Annotated in this window: 27 protein-coding genes; 22 read left to right on the forward strand and 5 right to left on the reverse strand. The window is 46.7% G+C overall.

The genetic code is table 11. From position 1 onward, the window contains the following. Nucleotides 1-3 precede the first annotated feature (3 nt). The 4 genes from PQQ36_RS08810 to PQQ36_RS08825 form a co-directional block, all read right to left on the reverse strand. On the reverse strand, nucleotides 4-750 hold the full coding sequence (locus PQQ36_RS08810; protein ID WP_011150793.1) for an ATP-dependent zinc protease family protein: 747 nt from the start codon (nucleotides 748-750) through the stop codon (nucleotides 4-6). 132 nt (nucleotides 751-882) lie between these two features. Next, nucleotides 883-1,854 carry a tRNA 5-methoxyuridine(34)/uridine 5-oxyacetic acid(34) synthase CmoB gene (gene cmoB / locus PQQ36_RS08815; protein WP_011080032.1) on the reverse strand — a complete coding sequence of 324 codons (972 nt, stop codon included), beginning with the start codon at nucleotides 1,852-1,854 and terminating at the stop codon, nucleotides 883-885. A 146-nt stretch (nucleotides 1,855-2,000) separates the two neighbouring features. After that, nucleotides 2,001-2,738, reverse strand: coding sequence for a carboxy-S-adenosyl-L-methionine synthase CmoA (cmoA, locus tag PQQ36_RS08820; RefSeq protein ID WP_013571414.1), 738 nt, complete (start codon nucleotides 2,736-2,738; stop codon nucleotides 2,001-2,003). 101 nt (nucleotides 2,739-2,839) lie between these two features. Continuing rightward, nucleotides 2,840-3,706 carry a DUF72 domain-containing protein gene (locus tag PQQ36_RS08825; RefSeq protein ID WP_225470629.1) on the reverse strand — a complete coding sequence of 289 codons (867 nt, stop codon included), beginning with the start codon at nucleotides 3,704-3,706 and terminating at the stop codon, nucleotides 2,840-2,842. A 271-nt stretch (nucleotides 3,707-3,977) separates the two neighbouring features. Here PQQ36_RS08825 and aspS point away from each other — a divergent pair, with 271 nt between their 5' ends. The 21 genes from aspS to PQQ36_RS08930 all read left to right on the forward strand — a co-directional run bounded on the left by aspS (nucleotide 3,978) and on the right by PQQ36_RS08930 (nucleotide 23,225). Then, a complete protein-coding gene (gene aspS / locus PQQ36_RS08830) occupies nucleotides 3,978-5,756 on the forward strand; it encodes an aspartate--tRNA ligase (protein ID WP_273660949.1) in 1,779 nt (592 codons plus the stop codon). Nucleotides 5,757-5,822: 66 nt separating this feature from the next. Then, the gene (ruvC, locus tag PQQ36_RS08835; RefSeq protein WP_011150789.1) at nucleotides 5,823-6,344 is read left to right on the forward strand and encodes a crossover junction endodeoxyribonuclease RuvC; all 522 of its coding nucleotides are present in this window, start codon (nucleotides 5,823-5,825) and stop codon (nucleotides 6,342-6,344) included. Between the two features lie 114 nt (nucleotides 6,345-6,458). Further along, a complete protein-coding gene (locus PQQ36_RS08840; protein WP_225470631.1) occupies nucleotides 6,459-7,919 on the forward strand; it encodes a methyl-accepting chemotaxis protein in 1,461 nt (486 codons plus the stop codon). Between the two features lie 70 nt (nucleotides 7,920-7,989). Then, the gene (gene ruvA, locus PQQ36_RS08845) at nucleotides 7,990-8,604 is read left to right on the forward strand and encodes a Holliday junction branch migration protein RuvA (RefSeq protein ID WP_011080038.1); all 615 of its coding nucleotides are present in this window, start codon (nucleotides 7,990-7,992) and stop codon (nucleotides 8,602-8,604) included. 21 nt (nucleotides 8,605-8,625) lie between these two features. Then, entirely contained in the window at nucleotides 8,626-9,630 is a 1,005-nt protein-coding gene (gene ruvB, locus PQQ36_RS08850) for a Holliday junction branch migration DNA helicase RuvB (RefSeq protein ID WP_011080039.1), read from the forward strand. Between the two features lie 462 nt (nucleotides 9,631-10,092). After that, nucleotides 10,093-11,679 carry a cytochrome ubiquinol oxidase subunit I gene (gene cydA / locus PQQ36_RS08855; RefSeq protein ID WP_013571418.1) on the forward strand — a complete coding sequence of 529 codons (1,587 nt, stop codon included), beginning with the start codon at nucleotides 10,093-10,095 and terminating at the stop codon, nucleotides 11,677-11,679. Between the two features lie 16 nt (nucleotides 11,680-11,695). Beyond that, nucleotides 11,696-12,832: a cytochrome d ubiquinol oxidase subunit II gene (cydB, locus tag PQQ36_RS08860; RefSeq protein WP_011150786.1), complete on the forward strand. Its 1,137-nt coding sequence runs from the start codon at nucleotides 11,696-11,698 to the stop codon at nucleotides 12,830-12,832. Nucleotides 12,833-12,844: 12 nt separating this feature from the next. Continuing rightward, on the forward strand, nucleotides 12,845-12,952 hold the full coding sequence (gene cydX, locus PQQ36_RS08865) for a cytochrome bd-I oxidase subunit CydX (protein WP_000270284.1): 108 nt from the start codon (nucleotides 12,845-12,847) through the stop codon (nucleotides 12,950-12,952). After that, nucleotides 12,945-13,247: a cyd operon protein YbgE gene (gene ybgE, locus PQQ36_RS08870; RefSeq protein ID WP_044023823.1), complete on the forward strand. Its 303-nt coding sequence runs from the start codon at nucleotides 12,945-12,947 to the stop codon at nucleotides 13,245-13,247. The genes cydX and ybgE overlap by 8 nt, the downstream gene beginning before the upstream one ends. A 144-nt stretch (nucleotides 13,248-13,391) precedes the next feature. Next, nucleotides 13,392-13,811 carry a tol-pal system-associated acyl-CoA thioesterase gene (gene ybgC, locus PQQ36_RS08875; RefSeq protein WP_011080043.1) on the forward strand — a complete coding sequence of 140 codons (420 nt, stop codon included), beginning with the start codon at nucleotides 13,392-13,394 and terminating at the stop codon, nucleotides 13,809-13,811. Continuing rightward, the gene (gene tolQ, locus PQQ36_RS08880) at nucleotides 13,801-14,484 is read left to right on the forward strand and encodes a protein TolQ (RefSeq protein WP_011080044.1); all 684 of its coding nucleotides are present in this window, start codon (nucleotides 13,801-13,803) and stop codon (nucleotides 14,482-14,484) included. The genes ybgC and tolQ overlap by 11 nt, the downstream gene beginning before the upstream one ends. Then, nucleotides 14,484-14,924 (forward strand): ExbD/TolR family protein, encoded by a 441-nt coding sequence (locus tag PQQ36_RS08885; protein ID WP_011080045.1) that lies wholly within the window; start codon nucleotides 14,484-14,486, stop codon nucleotides 14,922-14,924. Before tolQ ends, PQQ36_RS08885 begins: the two co-directional genes overlap by 1 nt. A gap of 14 nt (nucleotides 14,925-14,938) precedes the next feature. Continuing rightward, nucleotides 14,939-16,006: a cell envelope integrity protein TolA gene (tolA, locus tag PQQ36_RS08890; protein ID WP_011080046.1), complete on the forward strand. Its 1,068-nt coding sequence runs from the start codon at nucleotides 14,939-14,941 to the stop codon at nucleotides 16,004-16,006. A gap of 30 nt (nucleotides 16,007-16,036) precedes the next feature. Continuing rightward, a complete protein-coding gene (tolB, locus tag PQQ36_RS08895) occupies nucleotides 16,037-17,368 on the forward strand; it encodes a Tol-Pal system beta propeller repeat protein TolB (RefSeq protein WP_206760903.1) in 1,332 nt (443 codons plus the stop codon). A gap of 31 nt (nucleotides 17,369-17,399) precedes the next feature. After that, complete coding sequence (pal, locus tag PQQ36_RS08900) at nucleotides 17,400-17,945, forward strand: peptidoglycan-associated lipoprotein Pal (RefSeq protein ID WP_011080048.1); 546 nt, start codon at nucleotides 17,400-17,402, stop codon at nucleotides 17,943-17,945. A gap of 15 nt (nucleotides 17,946-17,960) precedes the next feature. Next, nucleotides 17,961-18,743, forward strand: coding sequence for a tol-pal system protein YbgF (ybgF, locus tag PQQ36_RS08905; protein WP_273660953.1), 783 nt, complete (start codon nucleotides 17,961-17,963; stop codon nucleotides 18,741-18,743). A 127-nt stretch (nucleotides 18,744-18,870) separates the two neighbouring features. After that, a complete protein-coding gene (nadA, locus tag PQQ36_RS08910; RefSeq protein ID WP_026050624.1) occupies nucleotides 18,871-19,932 on the forward strand; it encodes a quinolinate synthase NadA in 1,062 nt (353 codons plus the stop codon). A 105-nt stretch (nucleotides 19,933-20,037) separates the two neighbouring features. Continuing rightward, nucleotides 20,038-21,078, forward strand: coding sequence for a potassium channel protein (locus tag PQQ36_RS08915; protein ID WP_011150779.1), 1,041 nt, complete (start codon nucleotides 20,038-20,040; stop codon nucleotides 21,076-21,078). Further along, the gene (locus PQQ36_RS08920; RefSeq protein WP_011080052.1) at nucleotides 21,078-21,494 is read left to right on the forward strand and encodes a DUF350 domain-containing protein; all 417 of its coding nucleotides are present in this window, start codon (nucleotides 21,078-21,080) and stop codon (nucleotides 21,492-21,494) included. Before PQQ36_RS08915 ends, PQQ36_RS08920 begins: the two co-directional genes overlap by 1 nt. Nucleotides 21,495-21,502: 8 nt before the next feature. Next, the gene (locus PQQ36_RS08925) at nucleotides 21,503-22,060 is read left to right on the forward strand and encodes a DUF1190 domain-containing protein (RefSeq protein WP_039554218.1); all 558 of its coding nucleotides are present in this window, start codon (nucleotides 21,503-21,505) and stop codon (nucleotides 22,058-22,060) included. A 1-nt stretch (nucleotide 22,061) separates the two neighbouring features. Then, nucleotides 22,062-23,225 carry a glutathionylspermidine synthase family protein gene (locus PQQ36_RS08930; protein ID WP_043877266.1) on the forward strand — a complete coding sequence of 388 codons (1,164 nt, stop codon included), beginning with the start codon at nucleotides 22,062-22,064 and terminating at the stop codon, nucleotides 23,223-23,225. A gap of 85 nt (nucleotides 23,226-23,310) precedes the next feature. Here the strand turns inward: PQQ36_RS08930 and PQQ36_RS08935 are convergent, their stop codons facing one another. Beyond that, a complete protein-coding gene (locus PQQ36_RS08935) occupies nucleotides 23,311-23,880 on the reverse strand; it encodes a UPF0149 family protein (protein WP_225463763.1) in 570 nt (189 codons plus the stop codon). A gap of 227 nt (nucleotides 23,881-24,107) precedes the next feature. On the opposite strand from PQQ36_RS08935, the gene PQQ36_RS08940 reads away from it, so the two are divergent. Next, on the forward strand, nucleotides 24,108-26,525 hold the full coding sequence (locus tag PQQ36_RS08940) for a hybrid sensor histidine kinase/response regulator (protein WP_273660955.1): 2,418 nt from the start codon (nucleotides 24,108-24,110) through the stop codon (nucleotides 26,523-26,525). Nucleotides 26,526-26,687 lie beyond the last annotated feature (162 nt).

A 26,687-nucleotide genomic window follows, 5' to 3' on the forward strand; every position in this document is an offset into this window, starting at 1 on the left:
TACCTATTTTTTCTTTTGTCCGGTTTGAATGTAACTGCGACTAACGTCAACAAGAGCAATATCGCGAATAAACTCACGACCTAAAAGAACGGGATGGCTCATTTGTGAGCGGTCTGCCAATGTAAATTGCGCCTTTTCTTTGATTGCGCCCACTTTGACCCACAGCTCGACGACTGCGCGGCGTTCGGTATCGTCGTTGGTCGACTGACGAATTTTCACATAACGAATCACGGGGGCTTCAATCCAGTTTTGGTCAGTGCCAGGTTGTTCTGGATCTGAGAGGTGGAAGCGAACCCAATCTTTACCATTGCGCTCGAACATTTCGATGTCCACGGCATTGAGTGAAGAGGTGGTTGCCCCGGTATCAACACGTGCATCAAAAGACTGATTGATCGACTCAATGGTCACTTTTTCAATCGCACCCAAGATGATTTGATTTTTGGCTGGTGCTGGTGGCGCGGCAATGACTTTTGGTTCTGGTTTTTTCTCTTCAGACGACGCCAAACTTTGCTGTTGAGTCAACTGAAGATGTTCAACTTGTTTTTGTAACTCGGTAATTTGAGTCTCAAGGCTCTCGATGTAATCGACTTGGTTTGAGGATTGCAGAGTGAGATTCTCTATCTTATTCGTAATACGAGCCTCAGAGTCTTGGAGGGCGGTCAGGGTTTTCTGATGATATTGCTCACCATTGGTTAAAGTACAGCCAGATAACAAAACGAGAGCGAGTACTGGCGTCAATCTTATAAACATTGAATGCCTTAAAAAGTGAATTAGGGGAATAAGTTATTGTAAAGAGGAGTGTAGCGTATAAAAAAGGATGCGTGAAGCATCCTCTTGTTAGGGTTTAGTGATACTCAAATTATTGAGTCAAAACCGTGTCAATTATGGCTTTTTCGCCACCAAAATTGCGCGGCGAGGTGCTGGATAACCTTCCACCGTTTTGCTCGGGTCATTCTGATCGAGATAATCAGGCAGTGAATTGTGAGTCATCCAATTGGTGGTGCGTTGCTCGTCGACGGAAGTGACGTTTTCGTCCACAATGCGCACGTCTTCAAAGCCAACCAATTCTAACCACACTTTTAAAGCGCGAGCCGAAGGGAAGAAATACACATTGCGCATTTGAGCGTAGCGCTCTTTGGGAACCAGAACTGCCGTTTCATCCCCTTCAATCACCAAGGTTTCCAGAATCAATTCACCGCCTGAGACAAGCTGATCTTTCAGTTGAATTAAGTGATCAAGCGGAGAGCGACGGTGGTACAACACCCCCATACTGAAAACAGTATCGAACGCTTCAAGCTTTGGTAGCTGTTCAATGCCCAATGGCAGCAGGTGTGCACGTTGATCGCCACCCATTAACTTACGGATCGCTTCAAACTGAATTAAAAACAGGTGTGATGGATCAATACCCACGCACAGACGTGCGCCTTCACCCAGCATGCGCCACATGTGATAACCGTTACCACAACCGACATCCAGCACGCTGCGATTTTTCAATGGTGAAATATGAGGCAGAACACGGTCCCATTTCCAGTCACTGCGCCATTCGGTGTCAATATGAATGCCGTGAACGGTATAAGGGCCTTTGCGCCAAGGGTGGAAAGTGCGCAGCAAGCTTTCGAGCTTCTTCAACTCGCCTTGATGGAACGGCGTGTCATTGCTAATGGTGACAGAGTGCTTAATGTCTATCTGATCGGGTGCGCCTTCTGGGATCTTATTGAGTGCTTTTAACCAGCGAGGGAAATCACCATGCTCAGCATTTTGCCAATCTGTTAGCTGTTGAGGTAGAACGTTTAGCCATGGCTGAAGACGAGTGTCTTGAGCGATTAACTGGTAAAAATTAGCAAAATTAAACATCGTTTTTCACTGAGTAATAAATTAAAAATTGACACTAAATGCGAAACGTTAAGACTTTCTCGCTTCTCGCTTCTCGCTTCTCGCTTCTCGCTTCTCGCTTCTCGCTTCTCGCTTCTCGCTTCTCGCTTCTCGCTTCTCACTTCTCGCTACTTAATCGCAAACATCGATCCAAAGTTAAAGCATTGGAACCAAACATCGTAGCTGCTGAATCCAATTTGCGCGAAGCGCTCTTTGTGTTGTTTCTTCGAATCTGGACGCATCACGTTTTCAATCGCACTGCGTTTTTGGCTGATTTCTAGCTCACTGTACCCATTTGCCCGTTTGAAGTCATGGTGAAGGTCAATCAACAGCTCATTAGAAACTTGATCTTCAAAAACGTACTTTTCGGAAAGGATCAAAATGCCGCCAGGACGCAAACCTGCGTAGATTTTTTCCAGCAATACGTAACGATCTTCTGGTGATAAGAATTGCAAAGTAAAGTTCAGAACCACCACGGAAGCATTTTCGATATCTATGTTGCGAATATCGGCTTCAATCACGTTCACGGGGGTGTCGCTGCGGTAGGCATTGACGTGAAGCTTGCAGCGCTCAACCATCGCTTTCGAATTATCGACCGCAATGATCTGACAGCCTTCTTGTTTGATGTGGCGACGCATTGAGAGTGTGGCTGCGCCCAGTGAGCAACCCAAGTCATACACATTACTGTGAGGTTTGACAAAACGTTCGGCCAACATACCAATAGCAGAAATGATGTTGCTGTAACCCGGAACCGAACGTTGAATCATGTCTGGAAAGACTTCCGCCACGCGTTCATCGAAGGTGAAATCCCCAATTTTATCGATTGGAGCCGAAAAAATAGTATCTGGATTGCTTTTTGGGTTCATAACCATTCTCTGCTAACAAACTGCCTGTTTTCACATAGGCGGTAAAAAGGCGCGTATTTTAGGGGAATTTCCTCAAGCTGTCATGCATTGCAAGACAAGGCTTAGAACATCTGTATTTGGCTATTGCCACTATTGGCAGGAAAATCAGACAGATTGGGTAGTTTCACCTGTTGCTGTAATTGTTGGTAAAGTCGTTTGGCTAACTGGGGGCCTTCTACGTTATCTGGTGTGTGGATCATTAAATAAGGTTGCTTACCCTCGGTAATCCAAAGGGGTAATTTGCTCAGCCAAGGGGCAAAGAAGGGCAGGTTGCTCTCTAAATCGGGATGACCAATAAAGCGAATCATTGGATGCTCTCCCGTCGCGATGGCGTGAACGGGCACCTTTGGTTTTTTCTGGTGCGCATCGATAACGGCCTCCGTTGTTGCTGGGGCTGCGAAAACCGGACGGCTATCCATGATGATGCGATCAATCTTTGTTTCCATTAACCATTGATTAAAGCGTTTCTCATCCTCTCCTTTCGCAAAAAAAGCCAAATGACGCACTTCGATTCCCAGCGGAAACCCTTCGGGAAAGTAAGAGCAGAAACGTTGTAGCAGCGGTAAATGCTCTGGTGAGAAAGCCGCAGGAAGTTGGATTGTCCATTGGCCAATACGCGGGTGCAGCGGTTCCATGACACTCAAAAACTCGCGTAACAAACCCTGAGAGCCTTTAAGCATCTGCTGGTGGGTAATCTGCTTTGGCAACTTAAAGGTGAAACGAAAATCGTCATGCGTCGCCGCGCGCCAGTTGAGTACGGTTGGTGTATTTGGCGTTGCGTAGAAGGTCGTATTGCCTTCGACAGTGTGAAAGACCTGTGCGTACTTTTCCAGTCGCTCTGCGGGTTTGGTCCCCGAGCCATAAAAGTCTTGTTGCCACTGATTGTGTGACCACATGGTCAGACCCAATCGAAGAGGAAGCGTGTTCATGGTTTCTCGCTGCATTTATTCCTAGCCTCACTGTACGAGAGTTTTGCCGAAATCGGTAGTTTCGCGTTATAATCCCGACCAATTTTTCACATTTGATGTGCTTTTGAGCAGTTGCTGTATCAAAAAGCATCAATGCATGATAAAACGCAATAAATTGTATTCTGACTAGTCGATTTTCACCGACATTCAGCGTATAAATGGACCTTTGCTCTGTTGAGAAAATGACCGACAGAGAGTAGTTAACAATTTTAGAGAGATTGGGAATTTCATTATGCGTACCCATTACTGTGGTCACCTGAACAAGTCCCTTGCAGGACAAACTGTAGAACTTTGCGGCTGGGTTAACCGTCGTCGTGATTTAGGCGGTCTTATTTTTATTGATATGCGAGATCGTGAAGGTATCGTTCAGGTAGTTGTTGATCCAGATATGGCTGATGCGTATGCAGTGGCAAGCCAACTGCGTAATGAATTCTGTATCAAGCTAACGGGTGAAGTTCGCACTCGTCCTGAAAGCCAAGTGAATAAAGAAATGGCAACGGGTGAAGTAGAGATCTTGGCTAAAGGTCTTGAAATCATCAACCGTTCTGACTTGCTGCCTCTCGACTTCAACCAGAAGAACTCGGAAGAGCAACGCCTGAAGTACCGCTACCTAGACTTACGTCGTCCAGAAATGAGTGACCGCATCAAGCTACGTGCAAAAGCGTCTAGCTTTGTTCGTCGTTTCCTCGATGACAACGGTTTCCTAGATATTGAAACGCCAGTACTCACCAAAGCGACACCAGAAGGCGCGCGTGACTACCTAGTACCAAGCCGTGTTCACAAAGGCAGCTTCTACGCACTTCCTCAATCTCCACAGCTGTTCAAACAGCTGCTTATGATGTCTGGCTTTGATCGTTACTACCAAATCGTTAAGTGTTTCCGTGACGAAGACCTACGTGCAGACCGTCAGCCAGAATTCACGCAGATCGATATCGAAACGTCATTCATGACGTCTGATCAAGTACGTGCAGTGACGGAGAAAATGGTTCGCGAAATGTGGCAAGAGCTACTGAACGTTGACCTAGGTGAGTTCCCAGTTATGCCGTTTAGCGAAGCGATTCGTCGTTTCGGCTCCGACAAACCAGATCTTCGTAACCCACTAGAGCTAGTAGACGTTGCAGACCTAGTAAAAGACGTGGATTTCAAAGTGTTCTCTGGCCCTGCTAACGATGAGAAAGGTCGTGTGGCAGTTATCCGTGTTCCTGGTGGTGCAGAGCTTACTCGTAAGCAAATCGATGAGTACACTGGCTTTGTGAACATCTACGGCGCGAAAGGTCTAGCATGGATGAAGGTTAACGACCGTGCAGCTGGCATGGAAGGTATCCAATCTCCAGTCGCTAAATTCCTAAGCGAAGATGTGATCAACGGTATTCTAGAGCGCACTCAAGCAGAATCGGGTGACATCATCCTATTTGGCGCAGACAAAGCTAACATCGTTGCTGAAGCACTAGGTGCACTTCGTCTTAAACTGGGTAAAGACCTAGAGCTAACGAAAGAAGGCACTTGGGCTCCGCTATGGGTTGTTGACTTCCCAATGTTTGAAGAAGACGACGAAGGCAACCTGCATGCTATGCACCACCCATTCACATCGCCTCTAGGTGTGACAGCGGAAGAGCTAAAAGCGAACCCAGCAGCTGCGAACTCAAACGCATACGACATGGTTCTCAACGGCTACGAAGTTGGCGGTGGTTCTGTACGTATTCACAACGCAGAAATGCAGGCAGCGGTATTCGATATTCTTGGTATCGATGCTGACGAGCAAAAACTGAAATTTGGCTTCCTATTGGATGCACTGAAATTCGGTACGCCTCCACACGCAGGTCTTGCATTCGGTCTAGACCGTCTAGTCATGCTACTGTGTGGTACAGAAAACATTCGTGACGTTATCGCGTTCCCGAAAACAACGGCAGCTGCGTGTCTGATGACGGATGCGCCAAGTGTGGCTAACCCAGCAGCACTTGAAGAGCTTGCGATTGCCGTGACGGTTGCAAAAGAAAAAAGCGCAGAATAAGCAATAAGCGTTAAAAAACTCCCGCAAACGCGGGAGTTTTTGTTTAAGGAACAGATAGGAAGTGTCATGTCGATTATTCTAGGAATTGACCCAGGCTCTCGCGTTACTGGCTATGGTGTGATTCGCCAAAATGGCCGACACCTGCAATATCTTGGCAGTGGTTGTATTCGTACATCAGAAAAAGATTTACCTGGTCGTTTAAAGCAAATTTATGCGGGTGTAACGGAGATTATTACTCAGTTTCAGCCGGATGTGTTTGCCATCGAACAGGTCTTCATGGCGAAAAATGCTGACTCAGCACTCAAACTTGGCCAAGCGCGTGGTGCGGCGATCGTTTCTGCCGTGAATCACGATTTGCCAGTTTACGAATACGCAGCTCGTTTGATTAAGCAAGCCGTGGTAGGCACGGGTGGGGCTGATAAAGCACAGGTGCAACACATGGTGCAACATATGCTCAAGTTACCCGCTAAACCCCAGGCGGACGCGGCCGATGCGTTAGGTGTTGCCATTTGTCACGCCAATACCAATAAAACCCTCATTGCCTTAGCCGGGCAGGCGACCAGTGCTAAACGAGGCCGTTATCGCTAATTGGCTTAAAAATGAGACATCTCAAGCAGAATAAATAATCTAATTTGTTATTTAATTGTTAAAAAATTAATCTGGTCGGAGGTCTAGTTATATTTCAGTCAAGGAAGATTGAAGATGAATCCCGCTCATCTCTGGCACCGCTTTTGTGTGCCTTCACAAGCCCAATGGACGAGCGCTCAGCAAAGACAAGCGGCGATTCTGTCGCTGTTTACCTTTATCGCGTTCCTCGTTGGCCTATACAGTTTGTTCAAATGGTCGCGTCACGGCCATGAAAGTCTGATCACCACCTCAATCGCTCTGATTCTGTGCGAACTCGCCGCCGCGGCAGTGTTACGATGGAGTCGAAAACCGATATTGGCCCTTAACATTGGTTTTGTTGGAATGGTGACACATGCGCTCAACATCATTTATCAAAGTGGCGGCGTGGTGGAGTCTACCCAAACGTATTGGGTCCCGCTGTTGATCGTGGCATTTTTTCTTTCCGCGACTCGCATCATGGCGCTGATATGGAGTGGTTCAGTGATCATGATTGCCGCTCTGATGACTTACTTTCATCTTTCTGGAGTGGCTTTCCCTCAGCTCGAGCTCGCATCGTCAGCCCTTCGCGTGGAAATATGGTCGGGCACCGTATTGCCCTTGGTGGTGATCTGCATTGCTCAAGCCTACACGGCAGGACAGCGTGATAAAGCTATCTCAGGTGCGGAATGGGCAACCGCACAAAGTGAAGAAGCGGCGTTGAATGCCAAACAAGGGGCTGCAAATCTTACTCAGGTACTGCAACAGGCGACGGTAAGTTCGACCGAACTCAATCAGGTTTCTTTAGCGCTGGATTCACAATCGCAAACCCTAGATGCTCAAGTCAGTCAGCTTAATTTGAACTGTCAAAGTCAAGCGAGCGCGGCGGAAGAAATAAGTCAGCAGATCCACCATATTGCGGAAGGGTTGAATGAGTCTGGCCGATTTGTCAGTGAACTTCAGCAACGCAGTGAAACTGTCCATCAGCAAGCGGCGGAAAGTTCAAGGTTGCTTGTTGACTCCACTCAAGCTATTACACAAATACTCACCAGTCATGAGCAGATCATGCGAGTGGCAGATTTGATTACCTCAGTTGCAGAACAAACCAACTTATTGGCATTGAACGCAGCGATTGAAGCGGCCAGAGCAGGAGAGCAAGGCCGAGGGTTTGCGGTGGTCGCAGAGCAGGTACGCGAGCTTTCGTCAAAGAGTAGCTACTCCGCGTTGGAAATTCGCCAGTTATTGGACAGAAGTGAACAAGAAGTTCGTCACGGACAGCAAGTGGTGCACCTGAGTGCCGAGCGAATGGAGAACATCATCGCACAAATCAATACAATTCATGTCGATGTGCAAGCATTGGCTGATATCGTAGGGCAACAAAACCAAGCCGTCAAAGAGTTGGATGACGCCAGTAGCGAAGTGGCATTGAATGTGGCCAATACTAAGTGCGTTGCCGATGTGGTGGCAGACAATGGTAGTGAGTTACGACAGCAAGTGAATAAAGTCCGGTTGCTCAGTAACCAACTCGATCAAGTGATCTCAAAAAACGCCACTCACTAAGATAAAGAACTGGATGTCTATCCAGTTCTTTATTATCCTGTCGCAAATTCATTTCTAAAGAGTATTGAACGTGATCGGACGTCTTCGCGGCATTCTGCTGGAAAAACAACCCCCTGAATTGTTGATTGAAGTTAATGGCATTGGCTATGAAGTTCAGATGCCAATGAGTTGTTTCTACGAGCTTCCTAACATTGGGGAAGAAGCCATTATCTATACTCATTTTGTGGTGCGTGAAGATGCTCAGTTACTTTATGGATTCAATACCGTGAAAGAACGAGCGCTGTTTAGAGAAGTTATCAAAGCCAATGGGGTTGGACCAAAACTGGGTTTGGCCATTTTATCAGGCATGACGGCAAGCCAGTTTGTGGCGTCGGTAGAAAGAGAAGACATTTCCACGCTGGTGAAATTACCGGGCGTTGGCAAGAAGACCGCAGAACGTCTTGTGGTTGAGATGAAAGATCGTTTGAAAGGTTGGAGCGCTGGCGATCTGTTCACGCCGTTTACCGATGCGGCGCCAGTTGATTCAGGCAGCACAAGCAGTAACAGCGCAGAAGAAGAAGCGGTCAGTGCGCTCTTGGCGTTGGGATATAAGCCTGTTCAGGCATCAAAAGTCGTATCACAGATTGCTAAACCGGATATGACCAGCGAACAGTTGATCCGTGAAGCGCTCAAGTCCATGGTCTAATCGCGCAAAATAGGTATTGATATGATTGAAGCAGATCGCTTAATTGCTCCGGACAATCCCGCTTTTCGTGATGAAGATGTGATTGACCGCGCGATACGACCAAAGAAACTCGCCGATTACCAAGGCCAAGATCACGTACGTGATCAAATGGAAATTTTTATTAAAGCCGCGCAATTGCGTAACGAAGCGCTCGACCATTTATTGATTTTTGGCCCTCCAGGTTTGGGTAAAACCACCTTAGCGAACATTGTTGCAAACGAGATGGGCGTAAATATTCGCACCACGTCAGGGCCGGTGTTAGAAAAAGCGGGAGATTTAGCGGCCTTGCTGACCAATCTTGAAGAAAACGACGTGCTCTTTATTGATGAGATACACCGACTCAGCCCGATGGTGGAAGAAGTGCTGTATCCAGCCATGGAAGATTACCAATTGGATATTATGATTGGTGAAGGCCCTGCTGCACGTTCAATCAAAATCGATTTGCCGCCCTTTACGCTAATTGGTGCAACCACTCGTGCCGGCTCACTGACTTCCCCTCTGCGTGATCGTTTTGGTATTACCCAGCGTTTGGAGTATTACAAAATTCCTGATCTGCAGAATATCGTGCAACGCAGTGCTGACTGCTTGGGGCTTTCCATGGAAGCGGAAGGGGCATTAGAGGTGGCGCGTCGTGCGCGTGGTACACCGCGTATTGCCAATCGCTTGTTGCGCCGCGTACGCGATTTTGCTGAAGTAAAAGGCAATGGTCACATCTGTGCAGACACCGCAGACAAAGCGCTCAACATGCTAGATGTGGACTCGAAAGGCTTTGATTACATGGACCGCAAGTTGCTGTTGGCCATCATGGAGAAATTTGGTGGTGGTCCGGTAGGCTTGGATAACATGGCAGCCGCGATCGGTGAAGAGAAAGACACGATTGAAGATGTGTTAGAGCCATATTTGATTCAGCAGGGTTATTTACAACGCACGCCTCGAGGGCGAATCGCAACCGATCGGGCGTATCTTCATTTCGGAATTGAAAAGTAAGTTTGCAAGGCTAGGCATTAAATTTCCTAGCCTTTTCTTTAATGTGAGCAAAATCACAATAAAGAAAATCCAACTACCTCTAAATAGGTAATGCAAAATCGCGCATTGTAAACATCTCGTAGCCATAATGAGGCGTGCATTTCCTTCTGATTACCTGGCGTTAACAAACTGTCTTGCATTTGCTTGATTTAGATCAAGTTGATTGTTTTTTAGACAGAAATGCCGCATGTTTCTTGATTCAAATCAAAGCGCTTTGCGTTTATAAAACTTTTGAAACCCTCAGTTTTTAGCAGTAGTATTAGCCGCAGCTATATTAGCTGATGCTTAACAATTAACTAACCAATGCGGTACATTTTTGCAACAATATGTTGGTTTAATTCAACATTACTCAAGAAAGTTCAACTCTTGATGATGATTTGTAAAATGTAGAGAGTGTCATTCAGCCGACACATAGGAGTTACCATGATTGACGTAGTTGATCTGTCGCGGTTGCAGTTTGCACTGACAGCGATGTATCACTTCCTATTCGTACCTTTGACTCTAGGCATGGCTTTCCTTTTAGCCATCATGGAATCGCTGTACGTAATGACCGATAAGCAAATCTACAAGGACATGACTAAGTTCTGGGGTAAGCTTTTTGGTATTAACTTTGCCCTAGGTGTGGCCACAGGCCTTACCATGGAATTCCAGTTTGGTACGAACTGGTCTTACTATTCCCATTATGTCGGTGACATTTTCGGTGCCCCTCTTGCTATTGAGGCACTCGTCGCATTCTTCTTAGAGTCCACCTTCGTCGGTCTATTCTTCTTCGGATGGGAGAGATTATCTAAACGTCAACACTTGGCCGTTACATGGTTAGTGGCATTAGGTTCTAACTTCTCTGCGTTGTGGATTCTTGTCGCGAATGGCTGGATGCAAAACCCAGTGGGCGCTGAGTTCAACTTCGAAACCATGCGTATGGAGATGGTGAGCTTTGCCGAAGTGGTACTTAACCCTGTTGCTCAGGTGAAGTTTGTTCACACCGTTGCGTCTGGTTATACAACGGGTGCCATGTTTATCCTTGGCATCAGCTCATACTATCTATTGAAAGGCCGTGACGTCGCATTTGCGCGTCGTTCGTTTGCTATTGCGGCTTCGTTCGGTATGGCATCGATCTTGTCCGTTATCGTTCTTGGTGATGAATCAGGTTACGAGCTTGGCGAAGTACAAAAAGTAAAACTTGCGGCGGTAGAAGCAGAATGGCACACAGAGCCTGCTCCAGCAGCGTTTACTCTGTTTGGTTTACCGAACCAAGAAACCATGCACACCGACTACGCGATCAAGATCCCTTACGTTATGGGTATCATTGCGACGCGCTCTTTTGACGAGCAAGTAACGGGCCTTCGTGACCTACGTGATCAGCACGTTGATCGTATCCGTAACGGTATGTATGCCTACGAGTTGCTAGAAAAACTTCGTGCTGGCGATCGCTCTGAAGCGAACAAAGCGGCATTTGATGAAGTGAAAGGTGACCTTGGTTACGGCTTGCTACTTAAGCGTTATACCGACAAGGTGACCGATGCAACGGAAGAGCAAATTCAAGCCGCTGCGGATGACTCCATTCCAACCGTGTGGCCACTATTTATGTCGTTCCGCATCATGGTTGGCTGTGGCTTCATCATGCTGTTTGTCTTTGGTGCTGCATTCGTTCAAACGTGCCGTCAAAAGATCGAGCAAAAACCTTGGATTCTGAAAGCGGCGCTATTTAGCATCCCACTTCCTTGGATTGCGATCGAAGCAGGTTGGTTCGTCGCTGAGTACGGTCGTCAACCTTGGGCGGTGGGTGAAATTCTCCCAACCCACGTTGCCGCTTCGGCACTGACGATTGGTGAGCTATGGACCTCTCTATTCGCTATTTTGGCACTGTACACAGTGTTCCTGATTGCAGAGGTGTACCTCATGTTGAAGTTCGCTCGCAAGGGACCAAGTAGCCTTAAAACAGGTCGTTACCACTTCGAACAAAATGGCGAGTCTATTGAAGACAAAGTTAATCGCCAAGTAGAAGCGTAAGGCAAGGAGACAGAAAATGTTTGATTATGAAATCTTACGACTGATTTGGTGGGTTCTGATCGGTGTTCTACTGGTTGGTTTCGCCGTCACCGATGGTTTCGATATGGGGGTGGGTGCGCTCGTTCCTGTTATCGGTAAAAACGACACAGAGCGTCGTGTGATGATCAACACCATCGCACCGCACTGGGATGGTAACCAAGTTTGGCTAATCACCGCTGGTGGTGCACTGTTTGCCGCTTGGCCTTTGGTTTATGCAACGTCGTTCTCTGGCTTCTATCTAGCGATGTATGTCACGTTAGCGGCACTTTGGCTACGTCCACTTGGCTTAGACTACCGTTCTAAAATCGAAAACCCAAAATGGCGTAATGCATGGGATGGCGCGATCTGTTTTAGTGGCGCGGTACCGCCAGTCATTTTCGGTGTTGCTTTTGGTAACTTACTGCAAGGCGTACCATTTGAGTTGAACAACCTGCTAATGTCAGAGTACAAAGGTTCATTCTTTGCACTATTGAATCCATTTGCATTGCTTTGTGGTGTTCTCAGCTTAATGTTGTTTGTTCTCCAGGGTGCAACTTGGCTACAAATGAAGACAACAGAAGCGCTGCATACCCGTGCACGTAACGTTGCTCAAATTGCGGGCCTTGTGGTTGTGGCATTGTTCGTGATTGGTGGTTTCTGGGTTCAATCGATCGAAGGCTACGTGATTACGAGCACCATCGATACATTTGCAGATTCCAACCCTCTGAATAAAGAGGTTGTCCAACAAGCAGGCGCTTGGATGGCGAACTTTGAAACTTATCCAGCCATGTGGGCTGCGCCAGTATTGGGCGTGTTCATGCCATTGCTTGCGGTGATTGCCTCTCGTTTTGAGCGTGGTGGTTTCGCTTTCCTATTCTCAAGCTTGGCAAACGCAGGTGTGATTTTGACGGCTGGCTTCGCAATGTTCCCATTCGTGATGCCTTCAAGCCTTGTTCCTGCGCACAGCTTGACTATGTGGGATTCAACAGCAAGTGAACTGACCCTTGGTTTGATGACGGCTGTCGCGGCGGTTATGGTACCTGTGATTCTTGGCTACACAACTTGGACTTACTACAAGATGTTTGGTCGTCTAGATAAGAAACACATCGAAGACAACGACGTTTCAGCTTACTAAGGAGTAATTACTATGTGGTATTTCGCATGGATTCTGGGTGTACTATTAGCGTGTGCATTCGGCATTATTAATGCTCTTTGGTTAGAGCACAGTGAAATGATGGATAAAGACAGTGAGTAACTTGGATGCGCGAATCGCTTCGTTGCATGAGCCGCTAGACAAAACAATCTTAAAAGTGATTGCGTTGTTGCTTGGTTTCTTGCACGTGGGATTAGTTATGTGGGACCCAGTAGCATACGCAACTGCGATTGGTGGATTCAATGCGCTAATCGGTCCTGCTCTAATCTGGGCGGTTTGCTCCAGCATGGTTTATGGCGTTGGATTTAAGCCGAGGAAATGGGTGTGGCAACTCTTGTTTAGCCCATACTTCTCGCTGTCTATATTGCTGTTTCTCACCGCTTTATACATTTTGTAACCGAAAAGGTTAATAATTGAGCCAGGCATCTTGCCTGGCTTTTTATTTTCCCCACGCAACTCAAAAAAAGTCTGAACTGCGGTACCAATTTATGCCGCTTACGTTATAGTAATTGCCTTTAAACGCGAATGAATTGGTAGAATTTTGAACGGAATACGTCAGCCTTTTACTTGGCCAGTTACAGTGTATTACGAAGACACCGATGCAGGTGGTGTGGTATACCACTCCAATTATCTGAAGTTTTTTGAGCGAGCAAGGACCGAATTATTACGCTCAGTCGGTATTTCGCAGAATGTCTTGCTGGAACAAAACATCGGCTTTGTTGTCCGACACATGGATATCGATTTTATTCAGGGTGCTCGCCTTGACCAACACCTCACCATATTGACTAAAATTGGCGAAATTAAACGCGCTTCGCTGCTTTTCTGTCAGGAATTAGTCAATGATGACGGCAAGTTATTGTGTAAAGCAACAGTTAAGGTAGCATGTATCGACAATGTAAAAATGAAGCCAATTGCAATACCCACTTCTATTATTTCGGAGCTGACAAATAGTGACTGCTGATATTTCTATTCTTGACCTGTTTTTACAAGCAAGCCTACTGGTAAAACTGGTAATGTTGACTTTGCTTGGTATGTCAGTTGTGTCATGGGCCATGATCATCAAACGCAGTAAAGTGCTTTCAAAAGCAGCAAAAGATGCAGAAGAGTTTGAAGATAAATTTTGGTCAGGTATTGATCTCTCTCAGTTGTACCAACAAATCAAAGCTCGAAAAGATGAGCTTTCTGGCACCGAAGAAATTTTCTACGCGGGATTCACCGAATTCGCGCGTTTACGCAAAACCAACCCAACATCGCCGGACTTCGTGATGGAAGGCACTGGTCGCGCCATGCGAGTCGCGGTGTCTCGTGAAGTTGACGAGCTGGAAACGAGTTTACCATTCCTTGCTACCGTAGGTTCTATTACGCCATATATCGGTCTATTTGGTACTGTGTGGGGTATCATGCATGCTTTCATCGCGCTTGGCGAAGTGAAGCAAGCAACATTATCAATGGTGGCTCCGGGTATCGCAGAAGCGCTTATTGCGACAGCGATGGGTCTTTTTGCCGCGATCCCTGCGGTTATGGCTTACAACCGATTTGCCAGTAAAGTGGGCAAGCTAGAGCACAACTACTCAACGTTTTCGGAAGAGTTCCATAGCATTCTGCACCGTCAGGCGATGGCAGGTAGTCAGTAATGGCCGGGTATCAACCAAAAAAACGTAAGATGACCGCAGAGATTAACGTCGTGCCATATATCGACGTTATGTTAGTACTGTTGATCATCTTTATGGCAACAGCCCCGTTTGTTTCTCAGGGCGTTGACGTTGAGTTGCCAAAAACCAGTAACGCTAAAACCATGTCGGATTTAGCGGGTGAAAGTGACAGCAGCTTTATCATCATTGAGGTCGACAGCGAGGGCAACCTAGGTCTGAGTGTAAACAATGATGAAGTGCAGCGTGGACTCTCTTTAGAAGATGTGATTGTACGTGTGAAAGCCGAACTTTCACTAAAGCCAAATTCTCCCGTGGCAGTGGGTGGTGACGCGGCGACACCTTATGCGGAAGTCGTTTTGTTGTTAGATGAGCTGAGTAAGGCTGGCATCGAGAAAGTCGGCCTACTGACGGATATCAAATAGAACCAGACGCGATCATGAGAGAAAAGAAAAGCAAACGGAATGATTACGTAGTACCGATAGCAGTATCGGCGGCTCTGCACGTTGTTTTAGTTATCGCACTTTTGTGGGGCGCGGACTTTACCATGTCTAAACCACAGCCGAGTGGGCAGATGGTCCAGGCAGTCGTCATTGACCCTAACTTAGTAAAACAGCAAGCCAATCAAATTCGTCAGCAGCGCGAATCGGCAGCAAAAAAAGAGCAAGAAAGATTAGATAAACTGCGTCGTGAAGCGGAGCAACTGGAGAAGAATCGCAAAGCGGAAGAAGATCAGTTGCGCAAGCTAAAGGAGCAACAAGCGCGTGATGCCAAAGCGGCGCGAGAAGCCGAAGAAGCGCGTAAACAGAAAGAACAAGAGAAGAAAGTCGCAGAAGAAAAAGCACGCAAAGAGAAAGAGCGTGTTGCAAAGCTTGAAGCTGAGCGAAAAACAAAAGAAGAAGCGATTAAAAAAGCGGAACAAGAACGTTTAGCGAAAGAAGCAGCCATCGCGAAAGCAGAGCAAGAACGCATCGCGAAGGAAAAAGCGGCAAAAGAGGCAGAAGAAAAAGCTCGCCGTGAAAAAGAAGCCGCCGCTAAGGCAGAGCAAGAGCGCATAGCGAAGGAAAAAGCCGCCAAAGAGGCCGCAGAAAAGGCGCGTAAGGAAAAAGAACGTTTAGAGCGTCTTGAGCGTGAACGTAAAGAACAAGAAGCCGCACTGAACGACATTTTTGCTGGGCTTGAAACTGAATCTAGCCAAAACAGCGCAGCGAGAAGCCAGCATGTTCTGGATGAAAAAAATCGTTATGGTGCTATTTACACACAACTTATTCAGCAACGCCTTCTTAAGGATGAATATTTGTTGGGAAAGTCGTGTAAGGTGAACATTAAATTGATACCAACAGGTGTCGATGCAATCGTCAATTCGGTAAGTATTTTGGAAGGGGATACCCGAGTCTGTAACGCGGCTAAGAGCGCTATTTTGCAGGTTGGTTCCTTCCCAATGCCAGCGGATGATGCAGTGAGACAAGAGCTGCGTAATATCAATTTAACTGTTGATTTCGAATAAAAGGACTAAGACGTGAAAAAACGCCTTTTGATGGGATTACTAGTGCTGCTAAGCAGCGTCACGAATGTAGCCAATGCGGCTTTGGAATTGATCATCACCGATGGTATCGATTCAGCAAGACCAATTGCGATTGTTCCTTTTAAATGGCAAGGAACAAAAGCACTGCCTGTTGATATTTCGTCTGTTGTCGCGTCGGATCTTCAACGCAGTGGCAAATTCAGCCCAATTCCTACCAGCAAGATGCCTCAAACACCTTACAATGAGTCGGAAATTAACTTCGACGCATGGACTAACTTAGGTGTGGATACCTTGCTAACGGGTTCTGTGACACAAAATGAAAAAGGCGAGTACGTCATCAACTACCAACTGGTGGATGTGGTGAGAGGCCAACTGACTAGTGGTCAAAGCCGAGCGCTGGAAGATGGCCAATTAGTGCTGTCGAAAGATCACGTATTGTTCAATAAAGTGGCGACGATTACCGCTCCAAGAATGCGTGAGTATGCTCACCGCATTTCCGATCTGATCTACGAGCAGCTCACTGGTGAACGTGGTGCGTTTCTCACTCGCATTGCTTATGTGGTGGTGAATGATAAAGACAAATTCCCATATCAGTTACGAGTGGCAGATTACGACGGTTTTAACGAACGTTTAGTGCTGCGTTCAAAGCAGCCTCTCATGTCTCCTGCTTGGTCTCCTGATGGTCGTCAGCTTGCTTATGTGAGTTTCCAAAATGGCCAAGCTGAAATCTTTGTACTGAATATTTATACCGGTGAGCATGAAAAGCTAACGTCATTCCCTCGCCACAATGGTGCGCCAAGATTCTCTCCAGATGGCAAGAAATTAGCCATCGTATTGTCAAAAACTGGTTCGCTTCAGATCTACACTCTGGATCTGCAAACGCGTCAGCTAACACAAATAACGAGGGATAGATCAAATAATACGGAGCCATTTTGGCATCCTGATGGCAAATCACTCATCTTTACATCGGATCGGGGTGGTAAACCCCAGATATATAGAGTAAATTTGAGCGACGGGTCGACTAGCCGTCTTACTTGGCAAGGCAGCCAAAACCTAGGTGGGCAGATAACGCCAGATGGACGATTCTTGATTATGGTCAATCGAAGCGATTCAGGTTTTAATTTGGCTAAGCAAGATCTCGAAACCGGCGCCGTTCAGGTATTAACCAAAACGTTGTTGGACGAGTCTCCGAGTATCGCCCCGAATGGAGGTATGGTGATTTATAGCTCCATTTACGATAAAAAAAATGTGTTGTCGATGGTTTCTATCGATGGCCGCTTTAAAGCTAGATTACCGGCAACAAATGGGCGTGTAAGAGCTCCCGCATGGTCTCCGTTTTTGTAGCAACTAAGTTTGATAAACAAAGGAAAATAAGATGCAACTTAATAAGGTTCTTAAAGGGCTTCTAATCGCACTACCAGTGATGGCTGTTACCGCGTGTAGCTCTAGTGATGACGCTGCGTCTAACGCAGGCACCAGCACTGAAACAAACCAAACTACTTCTGGTTCTGCGAACACAACTGACACAACAGTTGTAACGCCAATCGATCAGAATGGTCAGCTTTCTGAGCAAGAACTGAAAGAGCAAGCTCTTCGTGAAACTCAGACAATCTACTTCGCGTTTGACAATGCAACTATCTCTAGCGATTACGAAGAGATGCTAGCAGCTCACGCAGCTTACCTAAGCAAAAACGTAAACCTAAAAGTGACTATCGAAGGTCACGCTGACGAGCGTGGTACTCCTGAGTACAACATCGCACTAGGTGAGCGTCGTGCGCAAGCTGTTGCTAAATACCTACAAGCGCTAGGTGTTCAGGCAGACCAAATTGCTATCGTAAGCTACGGTGAAGAGAAGCCTCTACTACTAGGCCAGACTGAAGAAGTCTACGCGAAAAACCGTCGCGCAGTTCTAGTATACTAATTGAGGAATTGCCTCATGTTCAGTAACACTAAGCGAGCTGTTACGCTTACGTTACTGGCAAGTGCAGCGAACCTAGCGTTCGCTGCACCAGCTCCAGTATCCGATCTCAACAGCGATTCAACGAACACTTCGGTAGCTTCCGCTACGTCTTCCTCTGCTCCGGAAACGGATGTACAGCGTCTTGAACGTTTATTGCAAAACCGTAATCGCGTGCAATTGCAAATGCAGCAGCAAATTGATCAAATGTCGCAAGAAATTGCCGAACTTCGTGGTCAACTTGAGCGCAACAGTTACGATATGCAGCAAATGCTGGAAAGACAAAGAGAACTCTTTATTGAGCTTGATCGTGTCCGCAATGAAATCAAGACGGTAAGAACGCCAACCCAAGCAACGGCCGTGGAAGAAGGCGGTGAGCAGGGCGTGTTTAGCTCCAATGTCGATGAGCAAACGGCCTATCAAAATGCCGTAGACCTAATTTTGAAGAAGCGGGATTACGCTGGTGCAATTGCTGCGTTTAAGCAGTTCCAGAAAGATTTTCCCGATTCCAATTTCGCCCCTAACTCTCATTACTGGTTAGGCCAGCTTTATTTTGCTCAAAAACAAGATAAAGAAGCGGCGAAAAGTTTTGCTGCTGTCGTCTCTTATAAGGATTCAAACAAACGCGCTGATGCTCTAGTGAAACTGGGTGACATCGCTGCACGTAATAACAATCCTGAACAGGCGAAAAAATATTATCAGCAAGCGATAGATGAACACCCAGGCAGCGCCTCTGCCAAAGTGGCAAAATCAAAACTGTAAAATAGGGAGCGAAAGCTCCTTATTTTTTGCTTCTCGCCTGCTGGAAACAATGCGTGCGGCTTTTGCATCTTACATAATCTTAAGGTTACAATACGCGGATTAAAGGAAGTTGCGTAGAGCAAGAGCAATGAGCCACATACTAGATAAAATTGACACCGTTTACCCTTTCCCGCCGAAGCCAATTCCCCTGACTCAGGACGAGAAAGCGGCGTATATCGCCAGTATCAAACAGCTACTTAAAGAGAAAGACGCGGTCTTGATCGCCCACTATTACACCGATCCTGAGATCCAAGCGCTGGCTGAAGAAACCGGTGGTTTTGTTGGTGATTCTCTTGAAATGGCTAAATTTGGTAACCGTCATCCAGCAGGTACCCTGATTATTGCGGGTGTACGCTTTATGGGTGAATCGGCAAAAATTCTAACGCCAGAAAAACGCATTCTTATGCCGACACTGGAAGCCGAATGTTCACTGGATCTTGGTTGTCCGGCAGATAAATTCACTGAATTCTGTGATGCCCATCCTGACCACACTGTAGTGGTTTATGCCAACACTTCTGCGGCAGTAAAAGCAAGAGCGGATTGGGTTGTAACCTCAAGTATTGCTCTGGAAATTGTTGAGCATCTGGATGCTGAAGATAAACCGATCATTTGGGGGCCAGATCGCCATCTTGGTTCTTACATCGCGAACAAAACGGGTGCAGACATGTTGCTTTGGCAAGGTGAGTGCGTTGTTCACGATGAGTTTTCTGCTGACGCCTTGCGCAAAATGAAAGCTGTGTATCCGGATGCTGCAATCCTTGTTCATCCAGAATCTCCGGCAAGTGTTGTAGAGCTCGCCGATGCGGTGGGATCAACAAGTCAGTTGATCAAAGCGGCAAAAGAGCTGCCACAGCAGAAAATGATTGTTGCAACTGATAAAGGCATTTTCTTTAAAATGCAGCAGTTGGTACCTGAGAAAGAGTTGATAGAAGCACCAACAGCAGGTGCCGGTGCCACATGTCGCAGCTGTGCACATTGTCCGTGGATGGCGATGAACGGGTTGAAAGCGATTGAAACCGCTTTGCGCGAAGGTGGCGAACAGCACGAGATTTTCGTTGATGAAGCTCTTCGTGTTAAGTCATTGATTCCATTAAACCGTATGTTGGACTTTGCGGAAAAGTTAAACATGCAAGTGAAAGGCAATGCATAAATTTGAGTGTTTGCTCACAAAATTTTGAACCAGCCACCATGGCTGGTTTTTTTGTATCAAATAATTGCTTTATATTCAGCCTCTTGATGAATAAGGACGTCGATTATGTCGGTTTGGTTTCTACTCAAAAAGTGGTTTCAAGCGCATGTATTTAGCTTGAGTAATCGCAATCTGTTCATTTTGTTGGTGTGCTATGTCGCGCTGTGCTGGCTCTTGCTTACGTGGGCAGGGGAGCAAGCACTCACTGAAAATGTCACGACATTTGTCTATTACCTGATGGTGACGGCGTCGACCGTGGGCTACGGTGATTTATCTCCGGCAACGCCACTGGGCCGTTGGGTTGTGATTCTTGTGGTGATCCCTGGCGGGTTAAGTCTGTTTGCAGCTTTGTTGGGGCGTGTGGCAAGTTCAGTGATTGATTACTGGCGAGCAGGTGTATTGGGAAAAAGGAGAGTGCGCGTGAATAACCATATTCTTTTGCTAGGTTGGAATGGACAAAGAACCGTCCACCTGATTCGTATGTTGCAACATGAAGAGGTGGGTAAGCGACCCATTGTGCTCTGTTCCCGCTCGGATATTGAAAATCCTCTCCCCGGAGAAATTGGCTTTGTGAAGGTAACCAGCTATACCGACGCGTTGGAAATGGCGAACGCGAATGTGGCGGATGCAAGCTGTATTATTGTTGATAATCAGCAAGACGATATCACGCTTTCGGCTGCGCTTTACTGTGCCAACATTAACCCTAATGCTCATTTGTTAGCGTATTTTAAGGATGATGCACTAGGGCAACTCTTGAGTCAGCACTGCCCTAAAGCGGAGTGCATCCCCGCTGTGGGCGCGGAAATGTTGGCCAAGGCTGCCGTTGACCCAGGGTCAAGCGCGCTTCACCAAGAGTTGCTCGCCTCTACTCGCGGCATGACGCAATACTCTGTTGAGTATCCCAAACATTTAGCGCAAACCAATGTCGACGCGCTATTTTCATTTCTAAAAAAGCATCACCAAGCAACGTTGATTGCGGTGGACGTGGGCCAAGGTATTGAGCTCAATCCGCATCTCGATCGCAAAGTGCCAAGTGGGGCAAAACTGTTTTACATTGCAGATGAACGTATCCATTCATTCGAATGGGAAGCTATAAAGGAAAATTAATGTCTGTTTTATCAGGTCTGTTGGCTGGCTTTACTAACTTTTTACTCTATTTTTCACTCTCGATTGCTTTTGTGCTCGCATTCAAGTTCATCTATGTTCGTTTAACTCCGTACGATGAATGGAAGTTAATCAAAGAGCACAGCAATACCGCGGCAGCCATTGCACTCAGCGGCGCTTTTTTAGGCTACTGCATTGCCATTTCAGGTGCAGCAAAAAACGCCATCAGTCTCGTGGATTTCGCGGTTTGGGGTGTCGTTGCAATGTGCGCGCAGGTGATCGCTTTTGCCATCGTTCGCTTTGTTTTAGTGCCTCGAATCACCGAACGCATCGAACGTGATGAGATCCCAGCAGGTATTATTTCTGCGACCGTATCAATTTCCGTTGGCGTGCTGAACGCTGCGTGCATGTCTTACTAGGAGCTGAGATGAAACGCAGCTCGAATGTCAAAAAATCTTCCTTTGAGAAGATCATGCCAGCGATCCCTTATGTTCTATTCGGCGGCTTCTTTGCCTATACCGTTTACGAACCCGAGACGGAAGGGTACATCTTCAAGGATGCCGACCATTGTAAGCGCAATAACCCAGAGTTTGGCGCACAGTGTGATCTTGCTTATCAAGAAGCTCTCGCCAGAGCGGAGTATAGCGCGCCTAAATACAGCTCGTCGCAAGCTTGTCGTAGTGAGTTTAGTGACGATGAGTGCCATTACAGCTCGGTTTATCATTCGTACATCCCACGCATGAATAGTTTTTTCTACACTTCCGACACCAGTGGTTTAAAGAACAGCAGCAAATCCTTCTTTTCTGAGCCTCTTTATCGCTACAAGCATGGCTACTATTCCGGTTCTGGCGTCTCTTATGGCAGTACGTTGGGCAAAGCGGTGAACATCAATACCAGTTCACTCAAATCAAGCGGAGGAACGATTGGTAAAGTGATGTCACGTGGTGGCTTTGGCCATTCTGTATCGGTTAGTCGAGGCGGATGAGTTGTTTCGTCGTGAGATAGAAGAGCGCGCTCACTGGCGCGCATTGGCAAAGCGGTATGGCTTTGGTTTTCATACCATGTATGGGCAACCTTATTGGGATGAATCGGCTTACTACCAATTTAATCTTCAGCAAATCGAACAAGATCTCGAAGCCCCGACAGAAGAGATCCATCAAATGTGTCTCTCCATCGTAGATAAAGTGGTTCACAATGAGCAACTCTTAGCTCGTTTTGGCATCCCGCAGCCAATGTGGGAGCAAGTGCGCCTTTCGTGGATGATGAATGAGCCTTCACTCTATTCTCGATTGGACTTTGCCTACGCGGGTAACGGGCCTGCAAAGCTCTATGAGAACAACGCTGACACCCCGACATCGCTATTTGAAACCGCGTTTTGGCAATGGTTGTGGCTAGAGGATGTGGTGAATCAAGGCTCTGTGAGTCGCCGCGCGGATCAATTCAATATACTTCAAGATTTTTTGATTGAACGTTTTCGACAAATTGCCCGCTTTCAGCCGGGGCAAACACTGCATTTCAGTTGCTGTAAAGAGACAGAAGAAGATCGAGCCACGGTGCAATACCTTGAAGATTGTGCCAAGGAAGCCGGTTTGCAAACGGCGTTTGTCTTTATTGAAGATATTGGTATCGACAGCCGATCTTGTTTTGTAGACGCTGAAAACCGCGTTATTCGCTGGATGTTTAAACTGTACCCTTGGGAAGAGATGTTTTCTGATGAATACAGCCGTTTTCTTTCTGAGGCAAAAGTGAACTGGTTGGAGCCAATGTGGAAGTCCGTATTGTCAAACAAAGCGTTACTGCCTTTGCTATGGCAAGAGTTCGAGGGGCATCCCAACCTGCTGCCTGCCTATTTTAGCGATGATCCAAAAGCAAGCTCGCTGAAAGATTTCGTCATCAAGCCATTGTTTTCTCGTGAAGGCGCGAATATTGAAATTGTCCGCAATGGTAAAACCCATCACAAGACAGAAGGGCCGTATGGTGAAGGACGTTTCATCGTTCAACAGTATTGCCCGCTTCCGAAATTTGGCAATAGCCACACATTGATCGGCAGTTGGTTGGTGAATGATAAAGCAGCTGGTATTTCCATTCGTGAGGACTCCAGCATTATTACTCAAGATCTTGCTCGTTACTTGCCACATGTGATCTTATAAGCAATGGAAAGGCGTAATTTTTCAGCCGAAAACAAAGACCCCAGCTTATTGGCTGGGGTCTTTGTTTTATAGGGTATTGATGGCGTTACTGTTCGTCCGCCAGCATCACGCCACGCTGAGTCAGTCCACACAGCATCATTGGCATGGCATTGAAGATCTCAGCAAATTGATCCAACCCGTCAAAACCTTGCTCGCTTAATGTTGCGATGGTGGTCTCTGGATCGTACAGCATGGTCAGAGACAGCAGCACACCGCCGAGCAAGGCGTTTTCTTCGCTGTGTTCCGGCATCAGCGTTTCCCAATCATCACGGGCTAATTGCCAGCCTTGCAACAGGCCTTCGCAGAAATCGCGTGTTGCTTCGTTAACAATCTCTGCTTCGTCTAGCTCGCACTCTTCTGGCCATTGCCAAGTGCCCTCAATCAACGCTGGGCGAGCTTGATTCCAAAGATTCACGATGGCATCAATATAGCTTTCGAGTTGTTCACCATCGAGGAAAGGAGCCGTTTCTTCACCACCCCAAAGGAACGGAAGCCATTCGTTTGGAGGAAGAATGTTTGGCGCAGCGGCCATTGAGGTCACGAAACCTTGAGTTTTTGCGTGATTGAGCAGTTTGCCTTCAAGTTCAGGGAGAGCGATTATGTTGTGTAAATTCAAAATAGAATACCGTCTGGTCTAATAAATGCGCGTGATGCGCCATCTTACCAAGCAAAACCTGACCAAGCAAAATGTAGAGACAAAAGGCCAAGCGAGAAAATCCTCACGAGAGCGATCACGATAATGGCACTTTCTTGATCCAGTTAGCGCTAAGGAATAACAGTATGCATTTTGCTGAAAATTGGGTATACACTTAAGCGAGACAACAGGGAAAGTATTGATAAATTATGAGAATACGCTCGTCACTTCGGAAAAAAAGCATCTATGCACTGAGTCTCTATTTGTGCTTTTTCATCGCCACAATAGGCAGTGTTGCTTATTTGGTGGTGGAACCGCCGGTGCGCAGCAATATCGAGAGAAATCTCGATCTCAGGACAGAGCTGCTTGCCTCACAAATCAAATCTCCGTTTAATCGCGCCGTGGGCGTGCTTAACAGCCTGGTCGGCGTGGCCCAAAGCCAGCAAAAGGGCGCGAACCAACCACAAATCCTCGGAAAAATCATTGCCAGTAGCGATCAAGTCATCGCCAGTGGTGGCATATGGCCGGAGCCGCAGCAAATTGACGGATCACTGCGCTATGTCAGTCTGTTTTTCAATAAAGGAGAGGATGGCCACATCGAGCAGATCCACTCTTACAACAATCCTCAATCTAGCGGCTATCACACGGAAAGTTGGTATTTATCGGTCGTCAATTTGCCAGAAAACAGCGTTGCTTGGTCAAACGTATACACCGACCCTTACACGCAAGTTCAGATGATCACTGCCTCTCAGCCTTATTTTATTGATGGTGAGTTTGCAGGTGTGGCAACTGTTGATATCTCACTAGAAACGCTTTTCGATTTCGTTAAAGGTCATACTGAGAAATATCAACTTGGTGTGTCAATTTCTGACCCTGGTGGTAAGTTGTTGCTTGAGCATGCTTTTCATCTCACACGCGATCGCTATATCAGTGAAATTGAAGTGGCCGATATTGGTTGGCGTGTCCGCGTTATCAACTCGCAATTGACCGTGTCTGATGAAGTGTTTGGCCAAGTGATGAGGGTAGAAGCAGGTATTCTTCCTTTCCTTCTGATTTGTGTTTTGGTGGGCTATTACACGCTGAATCGTTACGTGATTAAGCCCATCATCTCGATTGCGAAGAAAGTGGATGTGTCTAAAACGGGCGGTATTATTGACATTCACTATGACAGCGAAGACGAAATCAAACACCTAATCGAAACCATCAACGAGAAAACCGTCTATTTGGAAGCAGAGAAAGTCAAAGCCCAAGCCTCAACAAACGCTAAAACGGCCTTTTTGGCTACGCTCTCCCATGAAATTCGTACCCCGATGAACGGTGTGCTTGGTACGGCACAGATCTTATTAAAAACGCCTTTAAACGAAGAACAACGTAAGCATCTCAAAACCCTCTATGACTCCGGTGATCACATGATGACGTTGCTCAACGAAATTCTCGATTACTCGAAAATAGAGCAGGGGCATATGGAGTTTGATAATAATCCTTTCCCATTTGACTCCATCATTGGCAGTGTTAACAGCGTTTACTACACCTTATGCGCCGAGAAAGGCTTGCAGTTTAAAGTGTACTCAACAGTACCAACGGGCCGCTGGTACTGCGCAGACAAAGCACGCTTGCGCCAAGTGTTATTCAATCTGCTCAATAACGCCGTGAAGTTTACCGCGAGAGGCTTGGTGGAAGTGTATTTTGAAGAGCACACAAGGGAGCAAGCCAACTATCTATCAATCAAAGTAAAAGACACCGGCATCGGGATCCCTGAGTCGGCGCAAAAACGCATCTTCCGACCTTTTGAGCAGGCTGAATCATCAACCACTCGCCGTTTTGGTGGTACAGGGCTTGGCCTCGCCATCGTCAAACAAATTGCTGAACAGATGGGCGGCAGTGTTGCGGTGTCTAGCCAAGTAGGATTAGGAACCTGTTTTACGGTTGAGCTGGCTTTGGAATGCACCTCACCAGAAACGGAGAGCCCTGAACCAAGATACAAGCTCAACTATCAGGGGTTACGAGCACTGATTGTTGAAGATAACCGGACCAACGCCATCATCATCGAAACCTTCTTAAGGAATAAAGGCTTTAGCTGTGAGCGTGTGGAGAATGGAGAGCAGGCGATAGCGTGCGTAACACAGCACCCGTTTGATCTGATACTGATGGACAACCATATGCCCGTTATGGATGGTATTGAAGCGATTACCGCGATTCGTGCCATGGACTCACCTTGTCGACATACCTTGATTTTTGGCTGTACCGCCGACGTGTTTAAAGAAACCCGAGAGCGCATGTTAGGGGGAGGGGCGGATCACATTATTGCTAAGCCAATAGTAGAAGCCGAACTGGATGACGCTTTATTCCAACACGCGAAACTTTTGTACCAGTTTCGAGCAGAAGATGTGCAAGCGCAAGTTGAAGAGCAATCGATAGAATCACTTCTCGTCGGTTTCTATATCGCGATAGAAAACGGGGAACTTACTCAAGCGCACAACGCGATCAGCCAAATTCGAGGCCAGCACAAAGACGCGATCGAGCCTGCATTGGCACAATCACTCGCCAGAATTGAACAGCAACTGAGCGAGAATAAACAACCAGATCAAGAAGAGATCAACCTGCTGACCGTATTGTTGGCGGATTGAGTTACCCAATGTAGTTTAATTACGAAATAAAGCCGCTGAAAAAGCGGCTTTATTCATTTCTGGCGAATTAAACTACATCTTGCGTTTAAATTGGTTATTAATTTACATCTTCCAATTAAAAATGGTGCCAAAAACTACAAATTATCTGCTCTAATAGCGCGA

This window comes from Vibrio sp. CCUG 15886 (assembly GCF_028570825.1).
Classification (GTDB): Bacteria; Pseudomonadota; Gammaproteobacteria; order Enterobacterales; family Vibrionaceae; genus Vibrio; species Vibrio vulnificus_B.

What these genes read in the sequence shown, in the direction of transcription:
- aspS (WP_273660949.1), top strand. Translation starts at nt 3,978, where the DNA reads ATGCGTACCCATTACTGTGGTCACCTGAACAAGTCCCTTGCAGGACAA.
- PQQ36_RS08915 (WP_011150779.1), top strand. Translation starts at nt 20,038, where the DNA reads ATGTCGGTTTGGTTTCTACTCAAAAAGTGGTTTCAAGCGCATGTATTT.
- tolA (WP_011080046.1), top strand. Translation starts at nt 14,939, where the DNA reads ATGAGAGAAAAGAAAAGCAAACGGAATGATTACGTAGTACCGATAGCA.
- ruvC (WP_011150789.1), top strand. Translation starts at nt 5,823, where the DNA reads ATGTCGATTATTCTAGGAATTGACCCAGGCTCTCGCGTTACTGGCTAT.
- PQQ36_RS08940 (WP_273660955.1), top strand. Translation starts at nt 24,108, where the DNA reads ATGAGAATACGCTCGTCACTTCGGAAAAAAAGCATCTATGCACTGAGT.
- PQQ36_RS08920 (WP_011080052.1), top strand. Translation starts at nt 21,078, where the DNA reads ATGTCTGTTTTATCAGGTCTGTTGGCTGGCTTTACTAACTTTTTACTC.
- cydX (WP_000270284.1), top strand. Translation starts at nt 12,845, where the DNA reads ATGTGGTATTTCGCATGGATTCTGGGTGTACTATTAGCGTGTGCATTC.
- ybgF (WP_273660953.1), top strand. Translation starts at nt 17,961, where the DNA reads ATGTTCAGTAACACTAAGCGAGCTGTTACGCTTACGTTACTGGCAAGT.
- tolB (WP_206760903.1), top strand. Translation starts at nt 16,037, where the DNA reads ATGGGATTACTAGTGCTGCTAAGCAGCGTCACGAATGTAGCCAATGCG.
- cydA (WP_013571418.1), top strand. Translation starts at nt 10,093, where the DNA reads ATGATTGACGTAGTTGATCTGTCGCGGTTGCAGTTTGCACTGACAGCG.
- ruvB (WP_011080039.1), top strand. Translation starts at nt 8,626, where the DNA reads ATGATTGAAGCAGATCGCTTAATTGCTCCGGACAATCCCGCTTTTCGT.
- PQQ36_RS08810 (WP_011150793.1), bottom strand. Translation starts at nt 750, where the DNA reads ATGTTTATAAGATTGACGCCAGTACTCGCTCTCGTTTTGTTATCTGGC.
- PQQ36_RS08925 (WP_039554218.1), top strand. Translation starts at nt 21,503, where the DNA reads ATGAAACGCAGCTCGAATGTCAAAAAATCTTCCTTTGAGAAGATCATG.
- cmoA (WP_013571414.1), bottom strand. Translation starts at nt 2,738, where the DNA reads ATGAACCCAAAAAGCAATCCAGATACTATTTTTTCGGCTCCAATCGAT.
- nadA (WP_026050624.1), top strand. Translation starts at nt 18,871, where the DNA reads ATGAGCCACATACTAGATAAAATTGACACCGTTTACCCTTTCCCGCCG.
- PQQ36_RS08885 (WP_011080045.1), top strand. Translation starts at nt 14,484, where the DNA reads ATGGCCGGGTATCAACCAAAAAAACGTAAGATGACCGCAGAGATTAAC.
- PQQ36_RS08825 (WP_225470629.1), bottom strand. Translation starts at nt 3,706, where the DNA reads ATGAACACGCTTCCTCTTCGATTGGGTCTGACCATGTGGTCACACAAT.
- cmoB (WP_011080032.1), bottom strand. Translation starts at nt 1,854, where the DNA reads ATGTTTAATTTTGCTAATTTTTACCAGTTAATCGCTCAAGACACTCGT.
- cydB (WP_011150786.1), top strand. Translation starts at nt 11,696, where the DNA reads ATGTTTGATTATGAAATCTTACGACTGATTTGGTGGGTTCTGATCGGT.
- PQQ36_RS08840 (WP_225470631.1), top strand. Translation starts at nt 6,459, where the DNA reads ATGAATCCCGCTCATCTCTGGCACCGCTTTTGTGTGCCTTCACAAGCC.
- pal (WP_011080048.1), top strand. Translation starts at nt 17,400, where the DNA reads ATGCAACTTAATAAGGTTCTTAAAGGGCTTCTAATCGCACTACCAGTG.